Source organism: Psychrobacillus sp. FSL K6-1464 (assembly GCF_038003145.1).
GTDB classification, from domain to species: Bacteria; Bacillota; Bacilli; order Bacillales_A; family Planococcaceae; genus Psychrobacillus; species Psychrobacillus psychrotolerans.
This window is the reverse complement of the sequence record NZ_JBBOOP010000001.1, coordinates 3,494,204-3,519,154: the sequence shown is the minus strand read 5'-3', so window position 1 is coordinate 3,519,154 and position 24,951 is coordinate 3,494,204. Positions and strand designations below refer to the sequence as shown.

Sequence of the window (24,951 nt, the reverse complement as noted above, 5' to 3'; positions counted from 1 at the left end):
TTAATGAGTAATCCAATTCCAGAAAAAGTAGCAAATTTTAATGTATATAGCCACACGGAAAAGTTAGTAGGTGTTTCCGGAGAAATTACGCTACCTGATTTTGAAGCAATGACAGAAACAGTATCAGGAGCTGGCATCGCCGGTGAATATGAATCACCAACAATAGGACATTATGGATCACAGGAAATTGAAATTCCTTTCCGGACAATAAGTGATTCATCTTTTAATCTAATGAAAAATGCGGGAAAACCAATTGTCTTACGTGCAGCTCAACAAAGTTACGACGTGGCTAAAGGGAAAACTAGTGCAAGAGCGTTAAAGATTACCCTAAGAGGGATTCCAAAAGGATTAACATTAGGTAACCTGGGTGTTGGTACTCCTACTGAAACAACTAATAAACTAGAAGTACTTTATATCAAAATCGAAGAATCTGGAAAAGTATTACTAGAATTCGATAAATTAAATTTCATTTTTATAGTAAACGGAGAAGACCTATTAGCAGACGTTAGAAATTCCATTTAAAGAGAGGAAGAAGAGAATGAGTAAAGAATTTATTATAGAATTTAAAAACCCTTTTAACTTTGAGGGAAATGAACATAAAAGTGTTGATCTATCTGGTATTGAAAACCTAACAACAGGGGATTTAATAAAAGCAGATGGTCAATTTGGGGAGATTGGACAGTTTGCAGTCATGAATGAAATGACAACAGGATATGCTTGTATCGTGGCTTCGCAAGCTAGCGGAAAGCCTGTGGAGTTCTTTCAACAGTTACCAGCTGTAGAAGGTGTAAAATTAAAACGCTTGGTTATGGGTTTTTTCAACAGCTAGGATTCATAGAAATAAAAAACAATAAATATATAAAACAAGTAGACGGACGAACACTTAGAAAAGTGTGTGTCCGTCTTTCTTTGTCCACTTTTACGAGTATCAGCTACTTTGAAGCATTAAAACCGGAGGAACTAAGAAGTGTTATTGATGAAATCGGGGAGGCGAATAAACCAAAATGAGTCAAAGAAATTATGAAATTGCTTTCGAACTCGGAGCAAGAGTCAATTCATCTATGCGGTCTGCCTTCGCGAATGCCAATAACAGTGTAAATGACCTAAACAGAAACTCCAGAGATCTTAATAACAGTACAGGAAGGCTAAGCAAAGGTTTTTCAGCTTTAAGAGGACCAATCTTAGCGGTGGCAGCTGGAGCAACATCATTGGTGGCTGGAATGGGGGCTGCATTAAAAAGTTCAAGTGAATTTGCAGACGCAATGGGGTTAATTGAGGCTCGCACAGATGAAAGTATTGTGAATATGGCCGAAATAAAAAAGATTTCTAAGAATCTATATCAAAAAAATATGGGTGAAGATTGGGCAGATCTTGGGAGTGCTATATCCAGTGTACAAAGCGTAACAAAGCTATCTGGAAAAGAACTTGAGAGAGCGTCTCAAAATGCAATCTTATATCGTGATGTATTTGGCGAAGATATCACACAGTCTGTAAAAGCAAGTGATACAATGATGCGAAACTTTGGCATAACATCCGATCAAGCTTACAATTTATTGTCCCAAGGAGCTAAAAAAGGGCTAAATAAATCCGACGAATTGTTAGATAGCGCTAATGAATATTCACCTTACTTTTCAAAGCTTGGATTTTCCGCTGACCAAATGTTTAGTACGTTTAGTGCTGGTTTGGAAAATGGAGCTTTCAATTTGGATAAAGTAGGAGATGCAGTAAAAGAGTTCAATATTCGTGCTAAAGATGGTTCGAAAACATCGATAGCAGCGTTTAAAGCGTTAGGCATGAACTCTGATGCTATGATGCAAACATTCGCTAAAGGTGGACCAAAAGCTCAAGAATCATTTCAAAAAGTAGTACAAGCAATCTCATCAATGGAAGATCCCGTGAAGAAAAATGAAACTGGAGTAGCTCTTTTCGGAACTCAATTTGAAGATTTAGAAGCAGATGTCATTGCAGCTATGGGAACTGTAAAAACTCAATTTGATATGACGAAAGAAAGTATGGATAAATTAGCTAATACAAAGATAGACACCATTGGGGAAGTATTTAAAGCGGTTGGGAGAACAATCGACATCCATTTGATACAACCGATTGGGGTTAAGTTAATGCCGACTCTTCGAAAGGCTGTTAAAGGCGTAGAAAAGTCCATGCCCATTATTCAAAAGACAATGAAAAGTGTATCAGGAAAATCAATTGAGTACTTCGGGAAAATCTCATCCAAAGTAAATGAATTAAAAGATTTCTTTGCCCCTGCCTTTCTAGCTATAAAAGGCATTGTGTTACCTATTTTACTGGATGCAGTCAATTTCATTATCGAAATATGGTCACAAATTAAAGTTTTTTGGGATAAAAATGGAGCTGAAATACTACAAGCTGTTAAAAACGTTTTTTCTTTTATCATAAAAGTAGTTCAGGTTTTAGCACCAGTTGTACTATTTATCCTTAAATCGCTCTGGAATAACGTTAAAGGGGTAATTCAAGGAGCACTAAATATCATTTTGGGGCTAGTAAAAGTATTTTCTGCCTTATTTACTGGCAATTGGTCTGGAATTTGGGAAGGCGTAAAGAAAATACTTGGGGGAGCCGTTCAATTCCTTTGGAATTTATGGAACTTGATGATGGTAGGAAAGTTAGTTAAAAGCGTCGGAACTATGGTTAAGGGAATTGTGGCATTCTTTAAAGGACTTGGGCCAAAAATCGCTACCAATGTCCAATACTACTACCATACGTTTATGGATGGTTTCTATAAAATTGGTACAGGCATATTTAAAATAATCTGGAATGCAATTACTGCCATTGTTGGTGCGGCAAAGTCGGGTGTTAGTAGATTCATAACCATTTTCCAAACTGCAAGAACATATGGCGTAAATATTTTCATGTCCTTGGTCTCTGCTATACGAAATTTATTTGCAAGCATAATAAGTTCTATCGGTACGACATTGTCTACTGTAATTAGTGGAGCTGTTACTAGAATAAGTGGATTTATTGGAACTATCAAAGGATTCATGAGTGGCTTATTAGGATCTATACAATCTATTTTTACAAATATACAAATCGCTATGCTTAACCCCTTTAATGCTCTTAGTGGATTGGTGACATCGGTGACTAGCTCTGTTAGTGGACTCGTTAGTGGTTTATTTATAGGAGTACAAGCTACTGGTCGAGGAGCAATAAATGCCTTGATTATGAGCGCAAATGCCATGATTGGTGGAATTAATAAATTAAAGGTGAACGTACCTGATTGGGTCCCGGAAATCGGAGGTAATTCCATCGGATTTAGTATACCTAATATTCCTATGCTTGCCAAAGGGGGAGTGACTACAGGAGCTACGCTAGCGATGATTGGAGAAGGGAAAGAGCAAGAAGCGGTTCTTCCACTGTCCAAATTAGATGCTTTATTAGCAAATTCAAACAATAATAACACAGGTGGCGTTCAGTTTCACCATAGCCCTACCTATATAATCCAAGGAAATACATCAAAAGAGGTTGTAGAGCAAGCACAACAAGCAGGAGCACAAGAATTTAAACAAATTGCAAAAGAAATAGTAGCAGACAAGAAAAGATTAAGCTTTAACCCGCATTCAGACTGAGAGGCGAAATAAATGAAACAGTATATTACTATTCAAGGCGATATGTGGGATATCATCTCTAAAAATAGTTATGGTAGCGAATTGCATACAGAAGCATTAATAAAAGCAAATCCTCAACATGCTTCCGTAATGATATTTCCTTCTGAAATTGTATTGAACATACCAGATGTGGAAGTAATAGAACAGTTCACTGATCTACCTCCATGGAAGCGAGGTTAGGCTATGTTAACTCGTAGAGCATATGTGGAAGTTACTTATCAAGGAGTAGATATAACAACGGATTTGAATAAGGATTTAATATCATTTACCTTTACCGATAATGCAAGTGGTGAAGCAGACGATATTTCTATTTCTATAAGTGACACCACACATAAATGGATAAATAATTGGAAGTTTGAACAAGGTGACACATTGAAAGCTAATATCGTTACTATAAATTGGCGCAAGGATGGCGAAAAGAAGCGCCTCCCTTGTGGCAGTTTTATGGTCGACGAACCTGAATATAGTGGAAGACCTTCTGTTGTTAATTTAAAAGGAATTTCTACCCCAGCTAACAGTAATTTTATGCATACCAAACGTAGCAAAGCATGGAAAAACGTCTCTATTAAAGCATTAGGGACAGAAATAGCTAATAGATATGGCATGAAGTTATTTTTTGACAGTAAAACGAACCCAATATTAAAAAAGAAGGAACAATCAGACACCTCAGATGCAGCTTTTTTTCAACAGGTTTGTGAGGATGAAGGATTTGCGTTTAAGGTTACTGATCAACAGCTTATCGTTTTTAACGAAAAAGAGTATGAAGATAAAAAAACGGTTGCTACCTTTAAGGAAGATGATTGCACAGTGATTGGTTATTCTTTTAAGCCAACTCTTACCGATACTGGATATGCAGGCGTGAGTCTAAGTTATTTTGATTCTCAAAAAAAGAAACTAATTCAGTATTTGTTTTCTACCAAAGAAATTGATCCAAAAAAAGATAAAGTTTATAAAATCAATAAAAGGGTTTCTAATCTAGAAGAAGCTAAAAGGTTGGCTCAAAGTACTCTTCGCAAGAAAAACAAGAAGCAACTGACCGCAACACTAGAACTAGTGGGTGATACTCGAATACTCGCATCTTGTACGATTGAATTAAAAGGTTTCGGGAGTTTTAGTGGAAAGTATTACGTAGATAAAGCCTCTCACAGTTTAGCTGGATTTAAAACTACACTGGAATTACACAGAATATTAGGAGGGTATTAAATGAATAATATTCGTGCTGGAATCGTGGATGGCTTAAATGTGGAAAAAGGGACTATTCGAGTAACATTCCCTGACCTTGATGACATGGTTACAGATGATATAGCACTTTTCAGCTCTGAACAAAAGTTTCCGGAAATAGGAGATCCAGTAGTATGTATTTTCTTATCTAATGGTTCACAACAAGGTTTTTGCTTTGGGACATATTATAATGACGAAAATCTACCTCCCATTCCAAATAAAAATGTATACGTTAGAAAATTTAATGATGGATTAATTATCGAATACGATTTACAGAATCAAAATCTTACAATTAGCTCTGAAAATGCCATTACAATTAACGGTAATCTTACTGTTAACGGGGTAATTTCAGGGACTATCGAAAATTAGGTGATAATATGATTGGGTATTATGGACCTATAAAGTTTACAACAAGTGATAAGCGGATACTTACCTTTGATGATTTTAAGCGTGAAGCAAGCGCACGTAGCGAAAAACATGCACCCATTGGACGAAAACCTGTCAAAGAGTTCATTGGACCTGAATTAGATACAATCACTTTCACTATATTATTCTCTGCAGCTAATGGTGTAAATCCTCGTGTAGATATGGAAAAATGGTTACGCATGTGTAGAACTGGTGAAGCTCACGTCCTCGTAATCGGTAAACGTGCATTAGGGTTGGACAAATGGACGGTAGAATCTGTATCTCAATCGTGGGATGTTATTTTTAACAAGGGTGAACTTTATAGTTCAAAAGTTGATATCACATTAGAAGAGTACATTGAGGTGATGTAGATGTTAAACACAACTGGAGTAGAAATAATGCTATCCTCCGATTCTTCAATAGATGAAGAAGTTCTACGGAATGTCAAAGTAATTATCACGACGTTCGAGGGTACCGTCCCTTACGACAGGGGGTTTGGTATTAACCCAGATGTATTAGATATGCCCGTAAACGAAGCACAGAGCTTTTATACGATAGAGTGTATAACGAAGATACGGAAATATGAACCAAGAGCATTAGTCGAATCTATTGATTTTACATCCGATTTAGATGGAACTTTATATCCAAAGGTGGTGATTTCAATTGAGTTTGAGTAATTTACCAGATATATCGTTTGTAGAAACAAATCCAGAAACGATTATAACAGAAACTATTTTAAATTATGAAAATGCGTATTTTGAATCTACAGGTATTCGTAAGTCTTTACATCCTGCAGATCCAATACGTATTTTTTTGTACACACAAGCGTTACGTGAAATTCAATTACGCCATGTAATAGATGAAACCGCCAAACAAAATTTACTAAAATATGCTCCTGGTCCAATTTTAGACCACTTAGGAGCTAGGGTAAGGACGCCTAGAGGTGAAGCAAAGGAATCTACTACCAAAATGCTTCTTAAATTCTCACAAGCACAGTCCACCACTACTTATATCGCTAAAGGTATTAGATTCTCACCAGGTTCCAATTATTATTTTGAAACCACAATAACCAATGAGTTGCCTGCAGGTAAACAAGAAATTATTGTCGACGTCATTGCTTCAGTTCCAGGTAGTGAAGGAAACGGGTTATTGCCTGGTCAAATAAATGTAATAGTAGATCCTCAACCCTATTTAGTTGAAGCTTACAACATTGAGATCACACAAGGTGGAGATGACAGAGAAGATGACGACTCTTATCGTGAACGAATATATTTAGCACCAGAGGGGCTTAGCGTTGCTGGTCCAGAAACTGCATACGAGTATCACGCATTGAGGTACAGTCAGTTAATTGAGGACGTTCATATATCAAATCCAACAGATGGTACCGTTGATATAAGAGTAATTTTAGAGGGCGGAGAACTACCCTCTGTGTCTTTTTTAGAAGGTATGACTAGCTATTTTGGAAAAGGAATTCGACCTTTGACAGATAAAGTGGTTATAGGTGCACCAAATATTGTCTATTACAATACGGATGTCACGTACTATTTGTCGAGTAGTGAAAATATTGAAGAAAAAAAATCTAAGGTTCAAACAGCCTATGACGAATTTATTAAATGGCAAAAAGCAAAAATCGGAAGAGATATAAATCCATCCGAACTAATTTTTAAACTTAGAGAAGCTGGCGCTAAACGTGTTGACGTTATAAGCCCGTTATACCTTGCAACCCAGGACAATGAAATAGCCCAAATTGGAACATCGTCTTTAGTATTTGGAGGTGTAGAAAGTGAATAATATCGGGAGTCTAAAAATTTTATCCCTTTTACCACCCTCATTACAACAAGACAAGGATATTATCGCAGCTTCAAAATCTTTAGATAAAGCAAACACCAAAAATTTGGATCTTGCTCTCCAATTAAATTTCAATTCAAATAAAAATTTAGAAAACGATGTATTGTTAGATGCTTTAGCTTATGATTTTCACGTAGATTTTTACGATAAAAACTATTCAACTCAAATTAAAAGGCAATTAATTGATGATTCTCTACTCATCCATGCAAAAAAAGGTACAGCACAGTCAGTAGAGGAATTAATAACAACCATTTTTGGAGAAGGTGTCGTGGAAGAATGGTTTGAATATGACGGAGCACCTTTCCACTTCAGAGTAATAACAAATAACGAAGAAGTCACAACAGCAAGAGCACAAGAATTCATAGAAGCTCTGGAGTCTGTCAAAAGAAAAACCGCAATATTGGATAGTGTGACTATAAATCAAGTCGAAGAGATGAACATTTATGTAGGATTTGCCGTTCATTTTGGGGACAAATACTTATTTAAGCAGGTGATGTAATATGGGCGCTTTCGGTGGATTAATATTGACTAATAAAGGTAAAATTTTGCAAGCAAAAGCACAAGCAGGAGCTCCATTAATATATACACGATTCGGTATTGGGGACGGTCAAATTGGATCTATTGCAATTGCAGATCTTACGGCTTTAAAAAATCAAATAATGAGTTTAGATCTTACTAAAATAATCGTACAAAGCAATTCAAGAGCGGTGATTGGGGGTGTTTTAGATAACAATTCCCTTTCTAGTGGCTTTTATTTCCGTGAACTAGGTGTATTTGCGACAGATCCAGACATTGGGGAGATTCTCTATTGTTACGCTAACGCAGGAGTATTGGCTGAGTATATACCCGCTGGTGGTGGTGCTGATATTGTAGAAAAAGCAATCGATGTTCAAGTTCTAACAGGAAACGCAGCTAACGTTAGTGCATTAATTGATTCCTCTTTGATTTATTTAACAGAATCTGAAAAAGGAAGTCCTGGTGGTGTAGCTCCTTTAAATTCAGAAGGGTATGTGCCGGCAGAATACTTAAATATCGATTTCTCTACCCTAGCTACTAACCAAGAATTAGATACTTTAGCTACAGAGATTACGACGCATACTGCCGATTATGTTAAGCATCCAGGGATATCAGTAACAAGTGGAACATCCAAAGCTTATACAGTCACACTTGATCCAGCACCGTTGGATATTCAAGAGTTTTTTTGGATTACAATTATTCCGCACATAACAAATGTTGCATCTCCTACCCTAACTATTAACGGTCTCGGAACAATCGCTCTTAAAGACCAAAAAGGTGTTGCTTATGCAGCTGGAAAACTACTAGCAGGCAAACCATATTCATTTAGAAAAGTAGGGTCGGATTTTTTAGCAGATAGTGGTGGAGGGGGGGAATATGGAACAGCCACAGCACCTGATGTATTAATTGGTAAAACAATAGGCACTGAAAACGGAATAATAACTGGAACACTAGATCTATCGAAATCGAGCGGTGAGCAACTCTTCGCAACTCCAGGAACTTATACCTTTACCGTTCCTGACTATATATATAAAGTCTTTGTTGTTTTGCAGGGTGCTGGAGGCGGTGGTGGAGGTTTCTTCACATTTACTGGAGGAGGAGGAAATGCCGGTGGTGGTGGCGGTAGTGGTGGATCTTACATCGAGACGATCGCTGTAGTTCCGGGAGAAAAAGTTACTGTCTATGTTGGCTATGGTGGTAATCCTGGAACCAATGGTTACAATCCTACACCAGCTGGGTACGGTAATCCAGGGGGGCAAACACTATTTAAAGGGATTGGAGCGAACGGCGGTAATGGTGGTTATCCTGGTAGCACATATGGCACAGGCTTGGGAGGTGCTGGCGGTACTGGTGGTGGCTACGGTGGTAATGGTGTTGCAGGAACTAATGGTTCAGGAAGCTCTCAGGGGGTAGGAGGTAAAAACCCTGGTGGAATAGGTGATGGAGGAAATGGTTCTCAAGCAGGAAAACATGGTCGAGCTTTAATAAAATGGTGAAAATTATAAAGGAGGAATAATAAATGATTGTAGTGAGCACACAAGAGGGCGGTACGAAGGCAAGGGTACATGCGGTTTACACGGATGAATCCATTACTACCAATGTTGAAGCGGATGCTCTTCCAATTCTCGAAAATCGTCTCAATAAGGATGCGCAATTGTATCTTGATACTGTTAGCGGGAAATTGTTTTATGAATATACGGACAAGCCACTAACGGAAACAGAGAAAATGTTCAAAGATGAAATCACATCCCTCAAAAATTATCAAGCGGAACAAGATTTACTACTAATGCAAGTGTTATTGGGAGGTACGCCGCAATGATGAATCAAATCTATTGCAATCTATTTATGCGAAATTGGATCAATGGTAATGCAACAGTAGAGAACATTGACCAGGCAGTAGAAATGAAATATATCACTACAGAACAAGGGGAAACGATTAAATCAACCGAGCGAAATCCATTAGAGTAAGTAAAATTAAACGCAGCATAAGCTAGCGTTATTTTTTTCGTATTGATACTAAATCTTGAAGCATATCGAATGGCTTAATCGATGTAGGTACAAAAATCAAATTATTTCATTGAATCAAAGAAATGGTAAACTAGTGAAAACTATAGTTTGGAGTAGTCAAATGAATGAAAAAGTAAAAAATCGACTTATGCTAGTAGAATATAATATTAAACTAATGGAAGATTACCTTAAACATTTTAAAGAGTACCTAGATAACTTACAGAGCAAATCGAGGAGCGAGTATTTACAACAACAGAACCTGCATGACGATTTGGGTAACTTATCACTACAATTGCAATTTATGGGTATCTTTAATAAAAACAATATTTTCTTTCCACAATTACATTATTCTTCATTTTTAGTTACTTGTTATTCTTTGATTGAAAGTGAGTTAAACGAGTTCTGTTTAATAGCCGAAGAAGAGTTGAAACTAAGAAAAAAAGTTAGTTCATTAGACGGATCAGGCATACTTCGCTCGCAAAAGTATTTTGAAAAAATAGTGAAAATTAATATTAATAAAACAAAATGGGATGAGCTTCATAATCTGAGGAGATTAAGAAATAAGATTGTACATTTAGGTCCTGATTTTGATAAAAAATTATTAGAATATGATGAGAAAGAATTAAAAAAATATATCGAGAAACACAACCTTATAAAAGAAATTAAGTACAAAACACTAATTATTGATTATTCTTTTTGTATTTACCTGTTAGACTTTTTAAGCAAATTCTTCTTTGAAATAGCAAACGACACCAGTGGAATTATTCAAAGAGCTTAAGGTGTTATACAGTTGGAACATTATGTGTCATATCAATAATTAAATAGAATAGAAGGATTCCCTTCTTCTTTTGTCGAATTGTGGATGAAAGAAAGGAGGTAAAAATTGATGGATGTTAACGAGGTATTAAAAGCGATATCCAGTGGAGAGCATCTACTGGAATTAAAAATGGATCGAATGGTTACTGATGATGTTGTTATCTATGGAGCTGTTTCAGAAAAAACTAATCCAAGTGGTTTCGGGCGACATGAATTCGCTTTTAGAGGAGAACAACAAGATGAGCTGCTTAATGGATTATCAGAAATAATAAATAAAAGCGGCCCTGCAACATGGGGTTAAATATAACTTATCAAGAGAGCATCCAAAAGGGTGCTCTTTTTATGTAACAAAAAACATCTGTGTTCAGAAAAAGGGGGCTATTATGAACGAGGAGATGGCAAATATGGAAGTGTGGAAGAACCAAGTCCAACAGGATATAAGCGAATTAAAGAACAGTCAAGTTCATCTTAAAAATGAACAAGAGCGAATGGTACAAGACATTCGCAATCTCCAAATTTCAGATACTTTGCAAAATCAAGAAATTACAACTATAAAAGCTACGCTATCCGAGATCAAAGAAGATACAAATTGGATTAGACGTAAGATTACCGGTGCATTAATTACTGCAGTTATTACTGCAGTTGTTGGTGGAATTGTCGGAATTGCAATAGCAAATATTTTTTAGGAGGAAAAGACAATGAATACAACTAAAAAGATGGACACTGGCACGAAGGTTCGTTCTATCGTGCTTTTTCTTGCGCTCTTAAATCAGTTCTTGGTATCAACAGGATTGAATCCAATACCCGGATCAGAAGAATTGTGGGGCGAGGTAATTTCATGGGGGTTTACAGCAATAGCTGCAGTTTGGGCTTGGTTTATGAATAACTATTTAACATGGAAGGGTAAACGTCAAAAAGATGCATTAGAGAGGCAGGGGTTGAAATAATATGCCTATTGCATTTGATTATCTAATAGCTTTAGACGATGGTCACGGAATTGAAACAGCAGGTAAACGTACTCCTGTAGTGCCTGAATTAGGACGTCCGATTAAAGAAAATGAGTTTAATAGGGCAGTAGTGAAAATCATGGATGAACATCTCCGATTCATCGGGTTTAAAACTTTGCTTGTCGCACCAACAGATGCAGATACTTCTTTGGTTGCTAGAACAAACTTAGCGAATTCAAAAGGTGCTGATGCTTATTTTTCAATACACTTTGATGCCATGGGTAATGTATGGGGCTCTGCAGAAGGTCATTCAATTTTTGTTTATCCTGGTTCAACTACAAGTAAGAAGCTTGCTGAATGTGTAGCAGAATTTTTAAAACAAGGTACCGTTCAAAAATGGCGTGGAATCAGGGAACAAAATTTCCATGTATTAAGGGAAACAAAGATGCCTTGTATTCTTTCGGAGAATGGCTTCATGGATAATCCACGCGAAGCAAGGTTGATGATTAATACAGATTTTCAAAAAGAAGTAGCTAAAGAACATGTTCAAGGTATCTGCAAATACTTCGGTGTTCCTTATAAAGAGCTAAAGGAGGTTGACGAAGAAGTGAAAGAAGTAACAAAGGGTTTATTCCGTATTAAAACAGGCACATTTCCAAACGCACGCGCTTTTGCAGATGCAATTGATAGAATTAAATCTGATTTTGACATGTTAATATATGAGGCTGCTGATACAATATCGTTCAATCCTAACTATCGTATTTACACTGGAACATTTACGACAAAAGAAGCTGCACAAGAAGCCGAAGCAAAAATTAAAACGAAATATGGATGGACTACGTATTTAATCGATGAAACTAAATAACAATATAACTAATAGCCCTGTTCACATTATTGTGAATGGGGCTTTTTTTATTTTAGTTTTAATGTAAAATATTATTAATTGTAAGAATTATTTTCAATAAAATTTGATGTCCTAGCTAAAATAAAAAGGAGGCTATTACTCTTGTCAGTAAGTACTTACTTTTCAACTTTTAATTCAAATTTAAGAATGAACGATGATATTGTTTCCAAGATTAACTATCGCTATAAACAAATTACTAAAAGAATTAATATAGATTACTGGGGCGATACTTCAGATATACTACATAGCTTATATGTAGGTTCTTATGGAAGAGGTACTGAAATATGGGTAAGTGATATTGATATTATTGTTCAATTACCTAAATCTATATATGAAAAATATCATAATTATAGTAGTAACGGACAGTCTGCTTTACTACAAGACGTGAAAAATGTATTAAAAAAGACGTATAGTTCTTCAGATTTACGTGGCGACGGACAGGTTGTAGGAATCAGCTTTCAAGATGGAATTAAGTTTGAAGTTGTTCCTGTATTTATTAATAGTGAAGGTAGCTATTATTATCCAGATACTAATTTTGGCGGATCATGGAAAACTACAGATCCTAAAAAAGAAATTGCTGCTATGAACATTCGTAATTCTGATACAAATAGGAATTTAAAACGTCTCTGCAGAATGGCTCGAGCTTGGAAGAATCATTGTAACGTACCGATAAGCGGAATTTTAATTGATACTTTAGCATACAAGTTCATTAATGAATGGGCTTATAAAGATAAATCATATTTTTATTATGATTATTTGAGTAGAGATTTTTTTAAGTATCTCAAAGACTTGGATAAAGAAAAACTGTATTGGTTAGCACCCGGCAGTAACCGGTATGTTTGGAAGGATGGTAATTTTCAATATAAAGCAGCCACTGCATATAATCTTTCTTTAGAAGCTATTGAAAATGAAACAAACGGTTATTCTTACTCATCGAAGCTCAAATGGAGGGAAATATATGGAACGAAATTCCCCTACTAGTCAAGGGTACAAGTTAGAATCTCAAATCAGGGAAGCGTATGGACGCATAGTTTATACCTCTACTTGTCACAATAAGATTGTTGAACGACTCTTAAAAAAAAATAATACTATTAAAGTATGGCAGATTGTCTTATCAGCGTTAACTACCGGTAGTTTTTTAGCCACCATCATGTCTAATGAGGCAATTGCAGGTATTATTGGAGCTTGTATTTCAATAATATTATTAATATTAAATGCATACACGAAAAATTTTGATTTGGTTGAAACAGCTCAGTCACACCAAAATTCAGCTGATGCCCTATGGAAAATAAGAGAAGAATATGTGTCTTTGCTAACAGATTTTGACTTACTAGAAGTTTCAGATATCATGGAACGTAGAGATGACTTACAAAATAGAACAGCAGAAATCTATGCTCAGTCTCCAAAAACAGATGGAAGAAGTTATAAAGAAGCGCAGAAGGCACTGAAAACAGAGGAAGAACAGACTTTTTCTGAAAAAGAAATTGATGTAATGCTTCCCAACTCAATTAGAAGAGAAAAGAGAGAAGAGACAATATAAAAGATTTAGCTTGTGACTTACTTATATGAGTAAGTCATTTTTTATTTCCCTAAATATTACTAGTTGTAAAAAAGAACGATTGTTCGTATAATGATTAAAAAAGGAGGGAACATATGTGCGTATTAATATTGTGACGTCTATGCAAAATAATCAAATAAACGAAATGATTTACATGAAAAATAATGGTGAAATTAGTAAGCGAAAGATTAAGGTGATTAGTATTTCTAAGGATTCATTCCAGGCGTATTGCTTTTTAAGAAATACGAAAAGGACTTTTAAAATAAACAATGTACTCGCATTTGTTCCCGTCATTCAAAAGGAGCGTGCAGTAATATGAGAGACCGTCAATTGCAAATTTATGAGTACATCAAAGTCTATTTAGCTGAGCACCACTACTCACCAACCATACGAGAGATAGCTACTGCGGTTGGACTTAAATCCTCAGCTACGGTACATGGTCATTTGGATAGAATGAGAAAAAAAGGATATATCGATTTCATTGATACAAGACCAAGAACTTTACAAATAATCCGATGATTGACTATAGCTCATTTCCAAATCGCTCAATTGCCTGTATAGACATGATGAGTTTTTATGCTAGTTGTATTGCAGTATTACATGATTTAGATGTAAGGACAGTTCCGATTGCCGTAATTGGTAATTTAGAACAAAAAGGATCTGTTGTACTTGCAGCAAGCCCAGCAATGAAAAAACGTTTTCGAGTAAAAACAGGAACAAGACTTTTTGAAATTCCTAACCATCCTGACATTAAAATTTATGAGCCGAAGATGCAGTACTTTCTTGAAATGTCGATGGCTGTTACAAATATCCTTCACAAATACGTACCTCCTGAAGCGGTCCATGTATATAGTGTGGATGAGTCATTTATTGACCTTACAGGTACAGAAAAACTTTGGGGCCCGCCAGAACACACTATAAAAGAAATACAAAAAGAAATATTAGAAACCTTACAATTGCATAGCACAGCAGGAATGGGTCCAAACATGCTTATGGCAAAATTAGCTCTAGACCTGAGTGCTAAGAAAACAGGATTTGCTAAATGGACATACGCTGATGTTCAAACTAAATTATGGCCAGTTTCACCATTATCAGAAATGTGGGGAATTGGTAGAGGAACTGAAAAGACATTAAATAATATGGGGATTTTTAGCATAGGACAATTAGCTAGAACACCTTTAGAGCTACTGGAAGATAAATTTGGTGTTATGGGTAATCAATTATTTCACCATGCTCACGGAATCGATTTGTCAGAGATGGGATCCCCATCGCAAGAACGGCAAATCAGTTACGGCAAAAGCCAAATACTTATGAGAGATTACAACAAAGTCGAAGAAGTAAAAGCCGTTATCCTTGAAATGTGCGAGGATGTAGCTAAAAGGGCAAGAGATGCATACCAAGCAGGAAGAACAATTTCATTAGGAATTGGTTATAGTAAAGATTCTTTTGGCGGAGGATTTCAGCGGTCTCGAACAATACATGATGCTACAAACGATACCATGAAAATTTATAAGGTTTGTTTGGATTTATTAAATGAAAATTATAATAGAAATCCTGTAAGGCATATATCAATCTCCATAACAAAATTAGAAGATGAACATTCAATGCAGCTTAACTTTTTCGAAAAGGAGAATTGGAAAATACGAAAACTAGCTACAGCTATGGACAACATTCGAAATCGATACGGATCTGCTGCGCTATTAAGAGCGGTTTCTTATACACCTGCCGGTACTGCTGTAAAACGCTCTAAAATGGTCGGAGGACACAAGGAATAGGAGTGGCAAGTTTGATTAAAGATCGCGGTATGATGAAATGGCAAGGCATGATGTTAACGGAGCATGTATCAATGTTGAATGAGTATAACCAGGATCTAAAAAGAATCCCTAAACCTCAACTAGATGAATGGGACTATGATGCCATCCAACATACCTTGGACGCATCGTTAAGAAGTAAAGCGGACACTAAAGTGAAATTGTGGAGGGACGGCGAATTTATTTATAGAAGAGGAACAATAGAAAGTATCAATATCCAAAGGAGAACATTAGAGTTGGATACTCCATTTTCTTTGATTAAGTTAAATGTAGATGAGATAGTAGACGTAACTATAATAGATTAAAGTAGTGAATTCACTCACTATCTCAAATAGAAATTTTAGAAGTGATATAATGAGGAAATATAACGCATGTACTGGATGTAGCGCCTACAGAATTTCTAACAAAATAATAGTATGCTTTGTTCCAAGTTAAACATGAGCTTTAATCAAAAGGAGGAAAAAGATTTTGGAGTGGATTTTAGGAATAATTAATATAGTGGGATTATTTATTTTAGGACTTTTTATTAAAAATTATCTACCAACTTACATGGCAGAAAAGGGAAAAAATTTAGCTACTAAGGAAGACATAAAGGAAATAACTAAAAGAACAGAAGAGGTGAAAATCCTATTCCAGAAGGAAATGGAGATTTTCTCGAATGAATTAACATTTACAAATGAATATGCTTTCAATCGATATAGTATACTCTATGCTAAAGTTTATGGAATCGTTATCCAGTCAGAATATGTTAGGTTTTTTTATAAAAAGAATGAACTTCAAGATTTAAGTTTTGAAGAATACCCTTTTATTGAGATAAAGCGTAATGACATTAAACAACAGATAGATCTTCTTACAGGTTCAAAAATATCAGAAGAAATAAATCCTATAGTAGATGAAATGACTTCTTTCAATAAGAAAGAGTTATGTGATTACATAATAAAATATAGTGAGTATGCTTCTCCGAAGTTATTAAAGTTAGCAATAGCTTATAGATATGCGGGGAGTAATTATTCAGGAAATCGAAAAATTGAAGACCCCGGAATTTCGAAAGCCTTCGATGATTCAGAATTTGATTTGATTAAGGAAATAGTAAAAACAATAATTACAGAATACAATGAGATGAGAAAGATAGTAAAACTTAGTTATAGTGAATCAGAACTTTCGACCGGCCAATTAGCACATACAGAATTCAAATAGGTTGAAATGCAAAGATAGTTGAAAGTTGACTCTCTTTGCATTTTTTATTATGTAAAAATATTTCTATATAATAACCCACTAGGAAGGTGATTTATGTTGAGTTTCTTCTATATAAAATGTTTTTAAGTTTATTTAGAGGTTTTTAAGTAATACACACGTAATATACAAAAGAGGCATCAAACCCCATTGCATAGTACTCTCCGAGTTCTCAAAACGTTAATATTATATTATCAGTTCAAAGCACTTCTCGAGTTTTCTCGGGGAGTGCTTTTTTTATTAGTCTTTAGGGAAAATAGACGATTGTCCAATTGTTTAAAAAGTGATTGTGTGTATATTTTGAGAGGTGTATATTTAAAAACAATAATACCTATAAAGGAGAGGAGTATATGGAGTTTACCTCACAAAGATTAATTTTTCGTCTATATGAGCAAGGGGACATGGACTTTTTATATTCGATGTTAAGCGATTCCCAGATGATGAAGTATATAGGGAATGGCAATAAGCGGAATAGAGAAGAATCACATGCTTTTTTAGAAAGAATTCAGAGTCACTACAAGAAGAATGGAGAGTATGGCTTAAAGCTGCTAATTCGTAAAAAAGATGGAGTTCCAGTGGGACATGCGGGAATAATACCACAACAAATTGGTGGAGAAGATGAACTAGAAATTGGCTATTGGATCGCTAAAGAATTTTGGGGAAATGGTTACGCAATAGAAGCAGCAAGTGCCCTACTTAACAGAGGAGTTGAACAGTTAGGTTTAACGCGTCTAATCTCTCTTATTCAGCCGGAAAACACAAGGTCTATCCGTATAGCCAACAAAAATGGAATGCATTTAGAGAAAGAAGTAATCTTAAAGGGTAAAGAAGTTAGTGTGTATACATATAAAAAAAGTAATGATGTAGAAAGAAAAAGAGGAAATGTATGAGAAGCAAATTTAATATTGTCACGAGCACAATTCTTGTTAGTATTTTTATTGCTCGTTTTGGAACGTTTTTAGTGTTGCCTTATTTAACGCTTTTTCTGCTCGACGAATTCCACTACTCGGGTATGCAAATTGGAACGATTATATCGACTTTGGCTCTATCCAATTTGGTAATGAGTTTTTTTGTAGGACCATATATTGATAAGTATCCGAAAAACAAAGTCATTATTATTGGGCTTATTGGATATTTAATCTGTTATTTTTATTTCCCTTTCATCGAGCATTATTCAGGGTTTATCGCATTTGCTGCTTTGCTTGGAGTAAGTCAAGCGGTGGTGGAGCCAACTTATCGAGTATTACTGAGTTTATATACAGAGCCGGAAAATCGACGGTTAATATTTAATATCCGTTACTTTTTGATTAATATATCTGCGGCAATTGCACCGCTTACTTCTGTATACTTTCAACAGTATGGAATGGCGAACTTATTTTTTATTGTAGGTTTTATTTTCTTACTTAATATATTGATCTTCATTATTATATTTAAAAGGTACCCGTTGAAACTGAATCCGATCCGCACAACCAAGCCGTCAATATTTCATTCGTTTCATGTCTTTAAAAAGGATACTAGTTTTTTAATTTTTGTTTTGGCATTGATATTTATTAGCTTCGGATATAGTCAGTTTGACTCCACTTTTAGTCAATACTTAGGGAAGTCCTTTCACCATGAACTAGCGATACAATATTTTGCTTGGCTCATAACTACAAATGCTATTACTGTATTAGTCATTCAGTACTTCGTTTACAAGCTTGGAGAATTGATAAGCACCACTACTTCCTTAATGATTGGAAGTGGGTTATTGTCTATGGGATTATTTTTCTTTGGGCAAAGTGATTCAATTATATGGTTGATAGCCGCGATGGTTATTTTTACTGCTGGCGAAGTATTAGTATTTACCATGGTCGATATCCATTTGGATGGAATGTGTGAGGATCAGGAGAAGGGTACTTACTTCGCTCTTTCCGGTGTAAAGTCTGTCGGTCGAATAGTGGGTCCGAGCCTAGGTGGAGTACTGTTAGATACAATGAGCAGCGGTGCTTTAGTCTTTTTCATCATTTCGGTAGTTACTTTACTGGCAATCCCATCGTTCTATTATAGTTCAAAAATACGTGGACAATTCTAATCATACTATTTGTCCTTTGTACGTATAATGAGTGAAAAAGGAGCGATGAACCTGAAAAAATGGCTAATTATCTTGGTTTTGTTTTTGATATCCCTTCTTGCAGTTGTGTATGGAACAAAAGCGAGTGATATTGGTTTCTTCTTGCCTGAACCTATGAGTGGAGTAAGAATTGTCATTGATCCAGGGCATGGGGGAATTGATGGTGGGGCTAGTAACGGGGATACAGTTGAGCGAGATATAACACTCGCTATGTCATTGAAGCTAGAGAAAAAGTTAAAGTCACAGGGTGCGACAGTAATTATGACGCGCAGCAAAGAAGGTGATGCTATAGCTGAGCACAAGCCGGATGAAGATTTTCCGACTACGAGAGCTAGAAAGGTTGCCGACCTATTGTTACGTGAAGAAATTATGAATAACTCAGAGGCGGACATAGTCATAAGTTTGCACGTGAACGCAGTTCCAGAGGAAAGATGGAGAGGTGCTCAAGTCTTTTATCATGCGGAAGGGCACGCGGGTGGCGAATTATTAGCTAAATCTATCCAAGGTTCTATTAGAGAAAAGATTGGAAACACAGAACGAGAAGCACTAGCGATTAAGCAGGTATATATTTTGAAGAAAGCAAATGCACCAGCAGTATTAGTAGAGACTGGTTTTTTAAGTAATAACGAAGAGCGGGAATTACTAAAGTCTGAAAAGTATCAAAAGCAAATGGTGGAAGCTATATCTGAAGGTGTAGTTCAATTTGTTGAGGATAATATTTACTAAGACAAAGTAGCGTATTGTAGACACTCTATTATGGTATACTATGAGGCGAATAGTTAAACTTAAGGGGAGTGTCTACAGATGATTAATGAGCAACAAGTTCGTACATTGCTAGGAGCATTAAACGACCCGTTTTTACATAGAACATTAGAAGAAACAAACGGGATATCCGAAGTGTCAATTAAAGAAGAAAAAAATCATGTAAGTGTAAAGTTAGCTATAGCTAAAATAAATTCTGCTGAACAAATGCAACTACAAGGAAAAGTTGTGGAAGTTTTAAAAGAAGCTGGAGCAGCAACAGTAGGTATTCGTTTTGAGGAATTACCTAAAGAGGTACTGGAACAATTCCGAGGGAAAACAAAAGAAAGTGATAATGAAAACATTCTTTCTCCAAACAGCAAAGTTAAAATTATTTCTATAGCTTCTGGTAAAGGTGGCGTAGGTAAATCTACCGTATCCGTTAACTTAGCTGTGGCACTTGCTCGATTAGGTAAAAAAGTAGGGCTTGTAGACGCGGATATTTATGGATTCAGTGTACCAGATATGATGGGCGTAAAAGATATCCCGCAAATCATTGAAGATCGGATCATTCCGGTAGAACGCAAAGGCGTTAAAGTAATCTCTATGGGCTTCTTTGTAGAGAATAATACACCAGTAGTATGGAGAGGGCCTATGCTTGGAAAAGTACTGGACCAGTTCTTCAAAGATGTTGAATGGGGAGAGTTAGACTTTCTTCTACTAGACTTACCACCAGGTACTGGAGATGTGGCTTTAGATATTCACCAAATGCTACCTACATCAAAAGAGATCGTCGTAACTACACCACATCCGACAGCTGCATTCGTTGCTGCTAGAGCAGGGGCAATGGCTCTTCAAACAGACCATGAAATTCTCGGTGTAATAGAGAATATGTCATGGTATGAGTCTAAATCTACAGGGGAAAAAGAATTTGTATTTGGTAAAGGTGGAGGTCCAAAGCTTGCCGATGAGCTTCGTACTGAATTACTTGGGCAACTACCTTTAGGGCAACCGGACTGGAACGACATTGATTTTGCTCCATCCGTTTATGATGAAACACATAATACAGGGAAAATCTATCTGGAAATTGCACAAAAAGTTATTGAAAAAGCATAAAAAAGAGGCCGTTTCCTTAGTGGAGCGGCCTTATTTTTCTTCTTCTTTTTTCTTATCTTCTTCAGAGGACCCTGATTCTCCTCCTCCTCCTTCAGCTCCACCTTTTTCAGATTTACCTCCAGCTTCCTCGACTAGTTTTTGCCATTTAGCTTGTAGCAATGGGCTTTGAATAGTCTCTTCCACTACTTTTTGTATTTCTTTTCTCATATCGCTGGATTCCAATACTTTTCCTAATTCTTTTTTCATCTCTGCTGAACCAAAAAAGCTTTCTAAGTCCTTTAAATAAGTAGGGTCCTTCATTAAGGCTTTCATCAATTCCTCTTGTTGCTTAACCATACTCTTAGCCATTGTTTCTGAAAATTTGGGGTCCGAATAAACTTCCTTCCAAAAGTCCTCTGCTTCTTTTGAAAGCATCGTTTCTTCCACCGAAGTTTTCACTTGTTCGCTGTCCAATACAAGTAGTTCCTTAAATTGAGGATCTGATAATAATGTGCGAATCGCTTTTTTACCATCCTCTGTCTGTAGAGCATCGATGAACATTTTTTTGTTTTCTTCATAAGAAGGCTGAGCAGCGGGAGAACTACAACTAGCAAGAAATCCAATACTCATTAATAATAGTGCGAAGTATTTCATATCCGTTCACCATCCTTTCGATTATTGTTCACATTTGGTTTGGAAATATGTATAGTCAGTAGGAAGAAATAGATTTTTCCTAAAAGGCTTGTTACACTTTATAAAGGAAATAGAAAAGATGGAGGAAATATTGCAGTGACTATTAGAAATTGGTTCAAATTCTTTCTAAATGCCTTGTTAATTGGTGGTTTAATCACAGGTATTTTTGGTTTATTTATACGTTGGGATGATGCTTTTTCCGTATATTTTGAAGCGGGACAATGGAGTGAATTCTTTGCTGCCTTTGCCTTTATGGTAGTAATGGGCTTTACAATAAGTGTAATTGCTCAAATGGGTTTCTTTGCCTATCTAACCGTTCACCAAATGGGAGTAAATATTTTTAGAACTCTTACTTTGTGGAATTGGGTACAGTTATTAATTATTGCATTCGTTATTTTTGATTTGATCATGTTCCGTTTTAGACCTAATGCAGAAACTACTGCTCAAATATGGCTATACGTTATCTTACTTGCGGTCTTAATCATTACATCAGTAGTAGTAGCAGTCGTTAAAGCAAATCTAACGAAAAAGCATGCACTCATCTCTGCTTTGTTTTTTATGATTGTCATTTCTACTTTGGAGTGGCTACCGGTATTAATGGTACGAGCAGATAATGTCGATAGTTGGGTTACACTTTTATTATTCCCAATTCTTGCTGTGAATGCATACCAATTACTGGCTTTGCCAAAATATAATGCGCAGTCAGAAGTGGATCGGTTGAAATTAGAAGAACGAAGAAAGAAAAGAAGAGAAGCAGCATCTGCTAAGAACTAATAAAAGTTGCTCCGACTGATTGTCAGAGCAACTTTTATATTACTTTTTTTCTTTGTGCTAATTAATTTTTAATTTGGAAAGGTTTTAGTTTTTACTTTTAAGCCAAATATATTTTGTTCAATGGTAATCATTTCTGTGGATTGAACGATCTTTGTTAATTGTTGAATATCAATTCGTTCGTTTTGGTGTAGAGGAATAGATAGAATGTCTCCCTTTTCAAAACTTGGAACTTTGTTGGACCAGTACTTACTAGAACTAAGCAAATTTACTTCCTGTCCCCACGCGTCCTTTTGTAATTCAATAGGAAACTCATAATCGATTGTTCTAAACCAAAGTGGTTTTTCCCCAATTACTTGTTCGAATTGTTTAACCTCTTTTTTAAACAAAGTGGGATTTTCTATATAAGTTGATCCATTTTTACCTAAGAGGCTGATAGGTATATTTTTATCTTTCATTACTTCTATAATTTCCTCAGATCGCTCAATCCATTCGATACTTATAAAAAAATGTGGATAAGGAGCTTGTAATTCGGTTACAAACTTTTCTACGTCATCCCTTCCAAAAGTTAAATCTATTGTAATTGTATTGCCGTACGAACCTTTTGAAATAACAGCAGGTTTTTCTGTGAGCTGAAAAACAGGGAGCAGCGATGGCATTTGTTTTGGTACATTAAATAAAACCAATCCTAAAACTATTACTAAACCAACTAAGACAGCTAATTTTTTCAAGGGACACACACCTTTTCAAATCGTTTTAATTAATTTTATGATTTAGTGTTGACATTAATGTTAAAAAGATGTTAAGATACAAAGGTCGCTGAAACAAGACGACACTTAAACAACATGAACATTGAAAACTGAACATGCAAAACGTTAAGAAACATAGCTTTCAACTACTTGTTAGTATGATAGCAAAACAATTTTGGACATCATTTAATGATGATGCCAGCAAAACAAAATGAGCTTTTAAACTAGTTCTAATTTGTTCCTTCCGATGTGCTCTGCATATCGGAAGGAACTATTATGGAGAGTTTGATCCTGGCTCAGGACGAACGCTGGCGGCATGCCTAATACATGCAAGTCGAGCGAATGACGAAGAAGCTTGCTTCTTCTGATTTAGCGGCGGACGGGTGAGTAACACGTGGGCAACCTGCCCTGTAGATTGGGATAACTCCGGGAAACCGGGGCTAATACCGAATAATCCATTTCCTCTCATGGGGAGATGTTAAAAGACGGTTTCGGCTGTCACTACAGGATGGGCCCGCGGCGCATTAGCTAGTTGGTGAGGTAACGGCTCACCAAGGCGACGATGCGTAGCCGACCTGAGAGGGTGATCGGCCACACTGGGACTGAGACACGGCCCAGACTCCTACGGGAGGCAGCAGTAGGGAATCTTCCACAATGGACGAAAGTCTGATGGAGCAATGCCGCGTGAGTGAAGAAGGTTTTCGGATCGTAAAACTCTGTTGTGAGGGAAGAACAAGTATGAGAGTAACTGCTCGTACCTTGACGGTACCTCATTAGAAAGCCACGGCTAACTACGTGCCAGCAGCCGCGGTAATACGTAGGTGGCAAGCGTTGTCCGGAATTATTGGGCGTAAAGCGCGCGCAGGCGGTCCTTTAAGTCTGATGTGAAATCCCACGGCTCAACCGTGGAAGGTCATTGGAAACTGGGGGACTTGAGTACAGAAGAGGAAAGCGGAATTCCAAGTGTAGCGGTGAAATGCGTAGAGATTTGGAGGAACACCAGTGGCGAAGGCGGCTTTCTGGTCTGTAACTGACGCTGAGGCGCGAAAGCGTGGGGAGCAAACAGGATTAGATACCCTGGTAGTCCACGCCGTAAACGATGAGTGCTAAGTGTTAGGGGGTTTCCGCCCCTTAGTGCTGCAGCTAACGCATTAAGCACTCCGCCTGGGGAGTACGGTCGCAAGACTGAAACTCAAAGGAATTGACGGGGGCCCGCACAAGCGGTGGAGCATGTGGTTTAATTCGAAGCAACGCGAAGAACCTTACCAGGTCTTGACATCCCGCTGACCGGCCTAGAGATAGGCTTTTCCCTTCGGGGACAGCGGTGACAGGTGGTGCATGGTTGTCGTCAGCTCGTGTCGTGAGATGTTGGGTTAAGTCCCGCAACGAGCGCAACCCTTGATCTTAGTTGCCAGCATTTAGTTGGGCACTCTAAGGTGACTGCCGGTGATAAACCGGAGGAAGGTGGGGATGACGTCAAATCATCATGCCCCTTATGACCTGGGCTACACACGTGCTACAATGGACGGTACAGAGGGTCGCAACCCCGCGAGGGTGAGCAAATCCCATAAAACCGTTCTCAGTTCGGATTGTAGGCTGCAACTCGCCTACATGAAGCCGGAATCGCTAGTAATCGTGGATCAGCATGCCACGGTGAATACGTTCCCGGGCCTTGTACACACCGCCCGTCACACCACGAGAGTTTGTAACACCCGAAGTCGGTGGGGTAACCCTTACGGGAGCCAGCCGCCGAAGGTGGGACAGATGATTGGGGTGAAGTCGTAACAAGGTAGCCGTATCGGAAGGTGCGGCTGGATCACCTCCTTTCTAAGGATAATATCGGAATACGAATCTTTATTCGTATCTTAACGTTTTGCAGTTCAGT

At 37.0% G+C, this 24,951-nt stretch carries 32 protein-coding genes and 1 rRNA gene; 31 read left to right on the top strand and 2 right to left on the bottom strand.

Going from position 1 to position 24,951, the window contains the following annotated elements; all coding sequences use genetic code 11:
- The first annotated feature begins 3 nt into the window (after nt 1-3).
- The 29 genes from MKX39_RS17935 (at nt 4) to MKX39_RS17795 (ending at nt 20,874) form a co-directional block, all read left to right on the top strand.
- On the top strand, nt 4-522 hold the full coding sequence (locus tag MKX39_RS17935) for a phage major tail tube protein (RefSeq protein ID WP_340770859.1): 519 nt from the start codon (nt 4-6) through the stop codon (nt 520-522).
- A gap of 16 nt (nt 523-538) precedes the next feature.
- Nucleotides 539-829: a hypothetical protein gene (locus MKX39_RS17930; RefSeq protein ID WP_340770857.1), complete on the top strand. Its 291-nt coding sequence runs from the start codon at nt 539-541 to the stop codon at nt 827-829.
- 175 nt (nt 830-1,004) lie between these two features.
- Nucleotides 1,005-3,602 (top strand): phage tail tape measure protein, encoded by a 2,598-nt coding sequence (locus MKX39_RS17925; protein ID WP_340770855.1) that lies wholly within the window; start codon nt 1,005-1,007, stop codon nt 3,600-3,602.
- A 12-nt stretch (nt 3,603-3,614) separates the two neighbouring features.
- A complete protein-coding gene (locus tag MKX39_RS17920; RefSeq protein WP_340770854.1) occupies nt 3,615-3,821 on the top strand; it encodes a tail protein X in 207 nt (68 codons plus the stop codon).
- A gap of 3 nt (nt 3,822-3,824) precedes the next feature.
- On the top strand, nt 3,825-4,844 hold the full coding sequence (locus MKX39_RS17915) for a phage late control D family protein (RefSeq protein ID WP_340770852.1): 1,020 nt from the start codon (nt 3,825-3,827) through the stop codon (nt 4,842-4,844).
- Complete coding sequence (locus MKX39_RS17910; protein ID WP_340770850.1) at nt 4,845-5,231, top strand: hypothetical protein; 387 nt, start codon at nt 4,845-4,847, stop codon at nt 5,229-5,231.
- A gap of 8 nt (nt 5,232-5,239) precedes the next feature.
- On the top strand, nt 5,240-5,638 hold the full coding sequence (locus MKX39_RS17905; RefSeq protein WP_340770847.1) for a phage tail protein: 399 nt from the start codon (nt 5,240-5,242) through the stop codon (nt 5,636-5,638).
- Nucleotides 5,639-5,944 (top strand): hypothetical protein, encoded by a 306-nt coding sequence (locus tag MKX39_RS17900; protein ID WP_340770845.1) that lies wholly within the window; start codon nt 5,639-5,641, stop codon nt 5,942-5,944.
- Nucleotides 5,931-7,058, top strand: a complete 1,128-nt coding sequence (locus tag MKX39_RS17895) for a baseplate assembly protein (protein ID WP_340770843.1) — start codon at nt 5,931-5,933, stop codon at nt 7,056-7,058. The genes MKX39_RS17900 and MKX39_RS17895 overlap by 14 nt, the downstream gene beginning before the upstream one ends.
- Nucleotides 7,051-7,614 carry a phage tail protein I gene (locus MKX39_RS17890; RefSeq protein WP_340770841.1) on the top strand — a complete coding sequence of 188 codons (564 nt, stop codon included), beginning with the start codon at nt 7,051-7,053 and terminating at the stop codon, nt 7,612-7,614. Before MKX39_RS17895 ends, MKX39_RS17890 begins: the two co-directional genes overlap by 8 nt.
- A gap of 1 nt (nt 7,615) precedes the next feature.
- Nucleotides 7,616-9,127, top strand: a complete 1,512-nt coding sequence (locus tag MKX39_RS17885; RefSeq protein ID WP_340770839.1) for a glycine-rich domain-containing protein — start codon at nt 7,616-7,618, stop codon at nt 9,125-9,127.
- 23 nt (nt 9,128-9,150) lie between these two features.
- Nucleotides 9,151-9,450 carry a hypothetical protein gene (locus MKX39_RS17880; RefSeq protein ID WP_340770838.1) on the top strand — a complete coding sequence of 100 codons (300 nt, stop codon included), beginning with the start codon at nt 9,151-9,153 and terminating at the stop codon, nt 9,448-9,450.
- Nucleotides 9,447-9,599 (top strand): hypothetical protein, encoded by a 153-nt coding sequence (locus MKX39_RS17875; protein ID WP_340770837.1) that lies wholly within the window; start codon nt 9,447-9,449, stop codon nt 9,597-9,599. Before MKX39_RS17880 ends, MKX39_RS17875 begins: the two co-directional genes overlap by 4 nt.
- 160 nt (nt 9,600-9,759) lie before the next feature.
- The gene (locus MKX39_RS17870; RefSeq protein ID WP_340770835.1) at nt 9,760-10,416 is read left to right on the top strand and encodes a hypothetical protein; all 657 of its coding nucleotides are present in this window, start codon (nt 9,760-9,762) and stop codon (nt 10,414-10,416) included.
- Nucleotides 10,417-10,524: 108 nt separating this feature from the next.
- Complete coding sequence (locus MKX39_RS17865; RefSeq protein WP_340770833.1) at nt 10,525-10,755, top strand: hypothetical protein; 231 nt, start codon at nt 10,525-10,527, stop codon at nt 10,753-10,755.
- 82 nt (nt 10,756-10,837) lie between these two features.
- The gene (locus MKX39_RS17860) at nt 10,838-11,140 is read left to right on the top strand and encodes a hypothetical protein (RefSeq protein WP_340770831.1); all 303 of its coding nucleotides are present in this window, start codon (nt 10,838-10,840) and stop codon (nt 11,138-11,140) included.
- A 12-nt stretch (nt 11,141-11,152) separates the two neighbouring features.
- Nucleotides 11,153-11,401, top strand: coding sequence for a phage holin (locus tag MKX39_RS17855; RefSeq protein WP_340770829.1), 249 nt, complete (start codon nt 11,153-11,155; stop codon nt 11,399-11,401).
- 1 nt (nt 11,402) lies between these two features.
- Nucleotides 11,403-12,266, top strand: coding sequence for an N-acetylmuramoyl-L-alanine amidase family protein (locus MKX39_RS17850; RefSeq protein WP_340770826.1), 864 nt, complete (start codon nt 11,403-11,405; stop codon nt 12,264-12,266).
- 141 nt (nt 12,267-12,407) lie between these two features.
- The gene (locus MKX39_RS17845) at nt 12,408-13,286 is read left to right on the top strand and encodes an SMODS domain-containing nucleotidyltransferase (protein ID WP_340770824.1); all 879 of its coding nucleotides are present in this window, start codon (nt 12,408-12,410) and stop codon (nt 13,284-13,286) included.
- Nucleotides 13,264-13,845: an SLATT domain-containing protein gene (locus MKX39_RS17840; protein ID WP_340770822.1), complete on the top strand. Its 582-nt coding sequence runs from the start codon at nt 13,264-13,266 to the stop codon at nt 13,843-13,845. The genes MKX39_RS17845 and MKX39_RS17840 overlap by 23 nt, the downstream gene beginning before the upstream one ends.
- Before the next feature lie 115 nt (nt 13,846-13,960).
- Entirely contained in the window at nt 13,961-14,182 is a 222-nt protein-coding gene (locus MKX39_RS17835) for a transcriptional regulator (protein ID WP_340770820.1), read from the top strand.
- Complete coding sequence (locus MKX39_RS17830) at nt 14,179-14,382, top strand: LexA family protein (RefSeq protein ID WP_340770818.1); 204 nt, start codon at nt 14,179-14,181, stop codon at nt 14,380-14,382. The genes MKX39_RS17835 and MKX39_RS17830 overlap by 4 nt, the downstream gene beginning before the upstream one ends.
- The gene (locus MKX39_RS17825; RefSeq protein WP_340770815.1) at nt 14,379-15,638 is read left to right on the top strand and encodes a Y-family DNA polymerase; all 1,260 of its coding nucleotides are present in this window, start codon (nt 14,379-14,381) and stop codon (nt 15,636-15,638) included. Before MKX39_RS17830 ends, MKX39_RS17825 begins: the two co-directional genes overlap by 4 nt.
- A gap of 11 nt (nt 15,639-15,649) precedes the next feature.
- Nucleotides 15,650-15,979, top strand: coding sequence for a YolD-like family protein (locus MKX39_RS17820; RefSeq protein ID WP_340770813.1), 330 nt, complete (start codon nt 15,650-15,652; stop codon nt 15,977-15,979).
- A gap of 163 nt (nt 15,980-16,142) precedes the next feature.
- Nucleotides 16,143-16,871: a hypothetical protein gene (locus MKX39_RS17815; RefSeq protein ID WP_340770811.1), complete on the top strand. Its 729-nt coding sequence runs from the start codon at nt 16,143-16,145 to the stop codon at nt 16,869-16,871.
- A 386-nt stretch (nt 16,872-17,257) separates the two neighbouring features.
- A complete protein-coding gene (locus MKX39_RS17810) occupies nt 17,258-17,797 on the top strand; it encodes a GNAT family N-acetyltransferase (RefSeq protein ID WP_340770808.1) in 540 nt (179 codons plus the stop codon).
- Nucleotides 17,794-18,978, top strand: coding sequence for an MFS transporter (locus MKX39_RS17805; protein WP_340770806.1), 1,185 nt, complete (start codon nt 17,794-17,796; stop codon nt 18,976-18,978). The genes MKX39_RS17810 and MKX39_RS17805 overlap by 4 nt, the downstream gene beginning before the upstream one ends.
- Before the next feature lie 51 nt (nt 18,979-19,029).
- Entirely contained in the window at nt 19,030-19,743 is a 714-nt protein-coding gene (locus tag MKX39_RS17800) for an N-acetylmuramoyl-L-alanine amidase (protein WP_093538023.1), read from the top strand.
- Nucleotides 19,744-19,821: 78 nt separating this feature from the next.
- Complete coding sequence (locus MKX39_RS17795; RefSeq protein ID WP_093537832.1) at nt 19,822-20,874, top strand: Mrp/NBP35 family ATP-binding protein; 1,053 nt, start codon at nt 19,822-19,824, stop codon at nt 20,872-20,874.
- Between the two features lie 30 nt (nt 20,875-20,904).
- Here MKX39_RS17795 and gerD read toward each other — a convergent pair whose 3' ends face one another.
- Entirely contained in the window at nt 20,905-21,507 is a 603-nt protein-coding gene (gene gerD / locus MKX39_RS17790) for a spore germination lipoprotein GerD (protein ID WP_093537831.1), read from the bottom strand.
- A 135-nt stretch (nt 21,508-21,642) separates the two neighbouring features.
- Between gerD and MKX39_RS17785 the strand changes: the two genes are divergently transcribed.
- Nucleotides 21,643-22,320, top strand: a complete 678-nt coding sequence (locus MKX39_RS17785) for a KinB-signaling pathway activation protein (RefSeq protein ID WP_093537830.1) — start codon at nt 21,643-21,645, stop codon at nt 22,318-22,320.
- A 68-nt stretch (nt 22,321-22,388) separates the two neighbouring features.
- Here MKX39_RS17785 and MKX39_RS17780 read toward each other — a convergent pair whose 3' ends face one another.
- Complete coding sequence (locus MKX39_RS17780; RefSeq protein ID WP_093537829.1) at nt 22,389-23,048, bottom strand: hypothetical protein; 660 nt, start codon at nt 23,046-23,048, stop codon at nt 22,389-22,391.
- A gap of 291 nt (nt 23,049-23,339) precedes the next feature.
- Between MKX39_RS17780 and MKX39_RS17775 the strand changes: the two genes are divergently transcribed.
- A 16S ribosomal RNA gene (locus tag MKX39_RS17775) occupies nt 23,340-24,893 on the top strand.
- The last annotated feature ends 58 nt before the right edge of the window (nt 24,894-24,951 follow it).

Bases quoted from the DNA above. Each gene is read 5' to 3' on its own strand.
- MKX39_RS17935 (WP_340770859.1), top strand. From the start codon at position 4: ATGAGTAATCCAATTCCAGAAAAAGTAGCAAATTTTAATGTATATAGC.
- MKX39_RS17930 (WP_340770857.1), top strand. From the start codon at position 539: ATGAGTAAAGAATTTATTATAGAATTTAAAAACCCTTTTAACTTTGAG.
- MKX39_RS17925 (WP_340770855.1), top strand. From the start codon at position 1,005: ATGAGTCAAAGAAATTATGAAATTGCTTTCGAACTCGGAGCAAGAGTC.
- MKX39_RS17920 (WP_340770854.1), top strand. From the start codon at position 3,615: ATGAAACAGTATATTACTATTCAAGGCGATATGTGGGATATCATCTCT.
- MKX39_RS17915 (WP_340770852.1), top strand. From the start codon at position 3,825: ATGTTAACTCGTAGAGCATATGTGGAAGTTACTTATCAAGGAGTAGAT.
- MKX39_RS17910 (WP_340770850.1), top strand. From the start codon at position 4,845: ATGAATAATATTCGTGCTGGAATCGTGGATGGCTTAAATGTGGAAAAA.
- MKX39_RS17905 (WP_340770847.1), top strand. From the start codon at position 5,240: ATGATTGGGTATTATGGACCTATAAAGTTTACAACAAGTGATAAGCGG.
- MKX39_RS17900 (WP_340770845.1), top strand. From the start codon at position 5,639: ATGTTAAACACAACTGGAGTAGAAATAATGCTATCCTCCGATTCTTCA.
- MKX39_RS17885 (WP_340770839.1), top strand. From the start codon at position 7,616: ATGGGCGCTTTCGGTGGATTAATATTGACTAATAAAGGTAAAATTTTG.
- MKX39_RS17880 (WP_340770838.1), top strand. From the start codon at position 9,151: ATGATTGTAGTGAGCACACAAGAGGGCGGTACGAAGGCAAGGGTACAT.
- MKX39_RS17875 (WP_340770837.1), top strand. From the start codon at position 9,447: ATGATGAATCAAATCTATTGCAATCTATTTATGCGAAATTGGATCAAT.
- MKX39_RS17870 (WP_340770835.1), top strand. From the start codon at position 9,760: ATGAATGAAAAAGTAAAAAATCGACTTATGCTAGTAGAATATAATATT.
- MKX39_RS17865 (WP_340770833.1), top strand. From the start codon at position 10,525: ATGGATGTTAACGAGGTATTAAAAGCGATATCCAGTGGAGAGCATCTA.
- MKX39_RS17860 (WP_340770831.1), top strand. From the start codon at position 10,838: ATGAACGAGGAGATGGCAAATATGGAAGTGTGGAAGAACCAAGTCCAA.
- MKX39_RS17855 (WP_340770829.1), top strand. From the start codon at position 11,153: ATGAATACAACTAAAAAGATGGACACTGGCACGAAGGTTCGTTCTATC.
- MKX39_RS17850 (WP_340770826.1), top strand. From the start codon at position 11,403: ATGCCTATTGCATTTGATTATCTAATAGCTTTAGACGATGGTCACGGA.
- MKX39_RS17840 (WP_340770822.1), top strand. From the start codon at position 13,264: ATGGAACGAAATTCCCCTACTAGTCAAGGGTACAAGTTAGAATCTCAA.
- MKX39_RS17830 (WP_340770818.1), top strand. From the start codon at position 14,179: ATGAGAGACCGTCAATTGCAAATTTATGAGTACATCAAAGTCTATTTA.
- MKX39_RS17825 (WP_340770815.1), top strand. From the start codon at position 14,379: ATGATTGACTATAGCTCATTTCCAAATCGCTCAATTGCCTGTATAGAC.
- MKX39_RS17810 (WP_340770808.1), top strand. From the start codon at position 17,258: ATGGAGTTTACCTCACAAAGATTAATTTTTCGTCTATATGAGCAAGGG.
- MKX39_RS17805 (WP_340770806.1), top strand. From the start codon at position 17,794: ATGAGAAGCAAATTTAATATTGTCACGAGCACAATTCTTGTTAGTATT.
- MKX39_RS17795 (WP_093537832.1), top strand. From the start codon at position 19,822: ATGATTAATGAGCAACAAGTTCGTACATTGCTAGGAGCATTAAACGAC.
- gerD (WP_093537831.1), bottom strand. From the start codon at position 21,507: ATGAAATACTTCGCACTATTATTAATGAGTATTGGATTTCTTGCTAGT.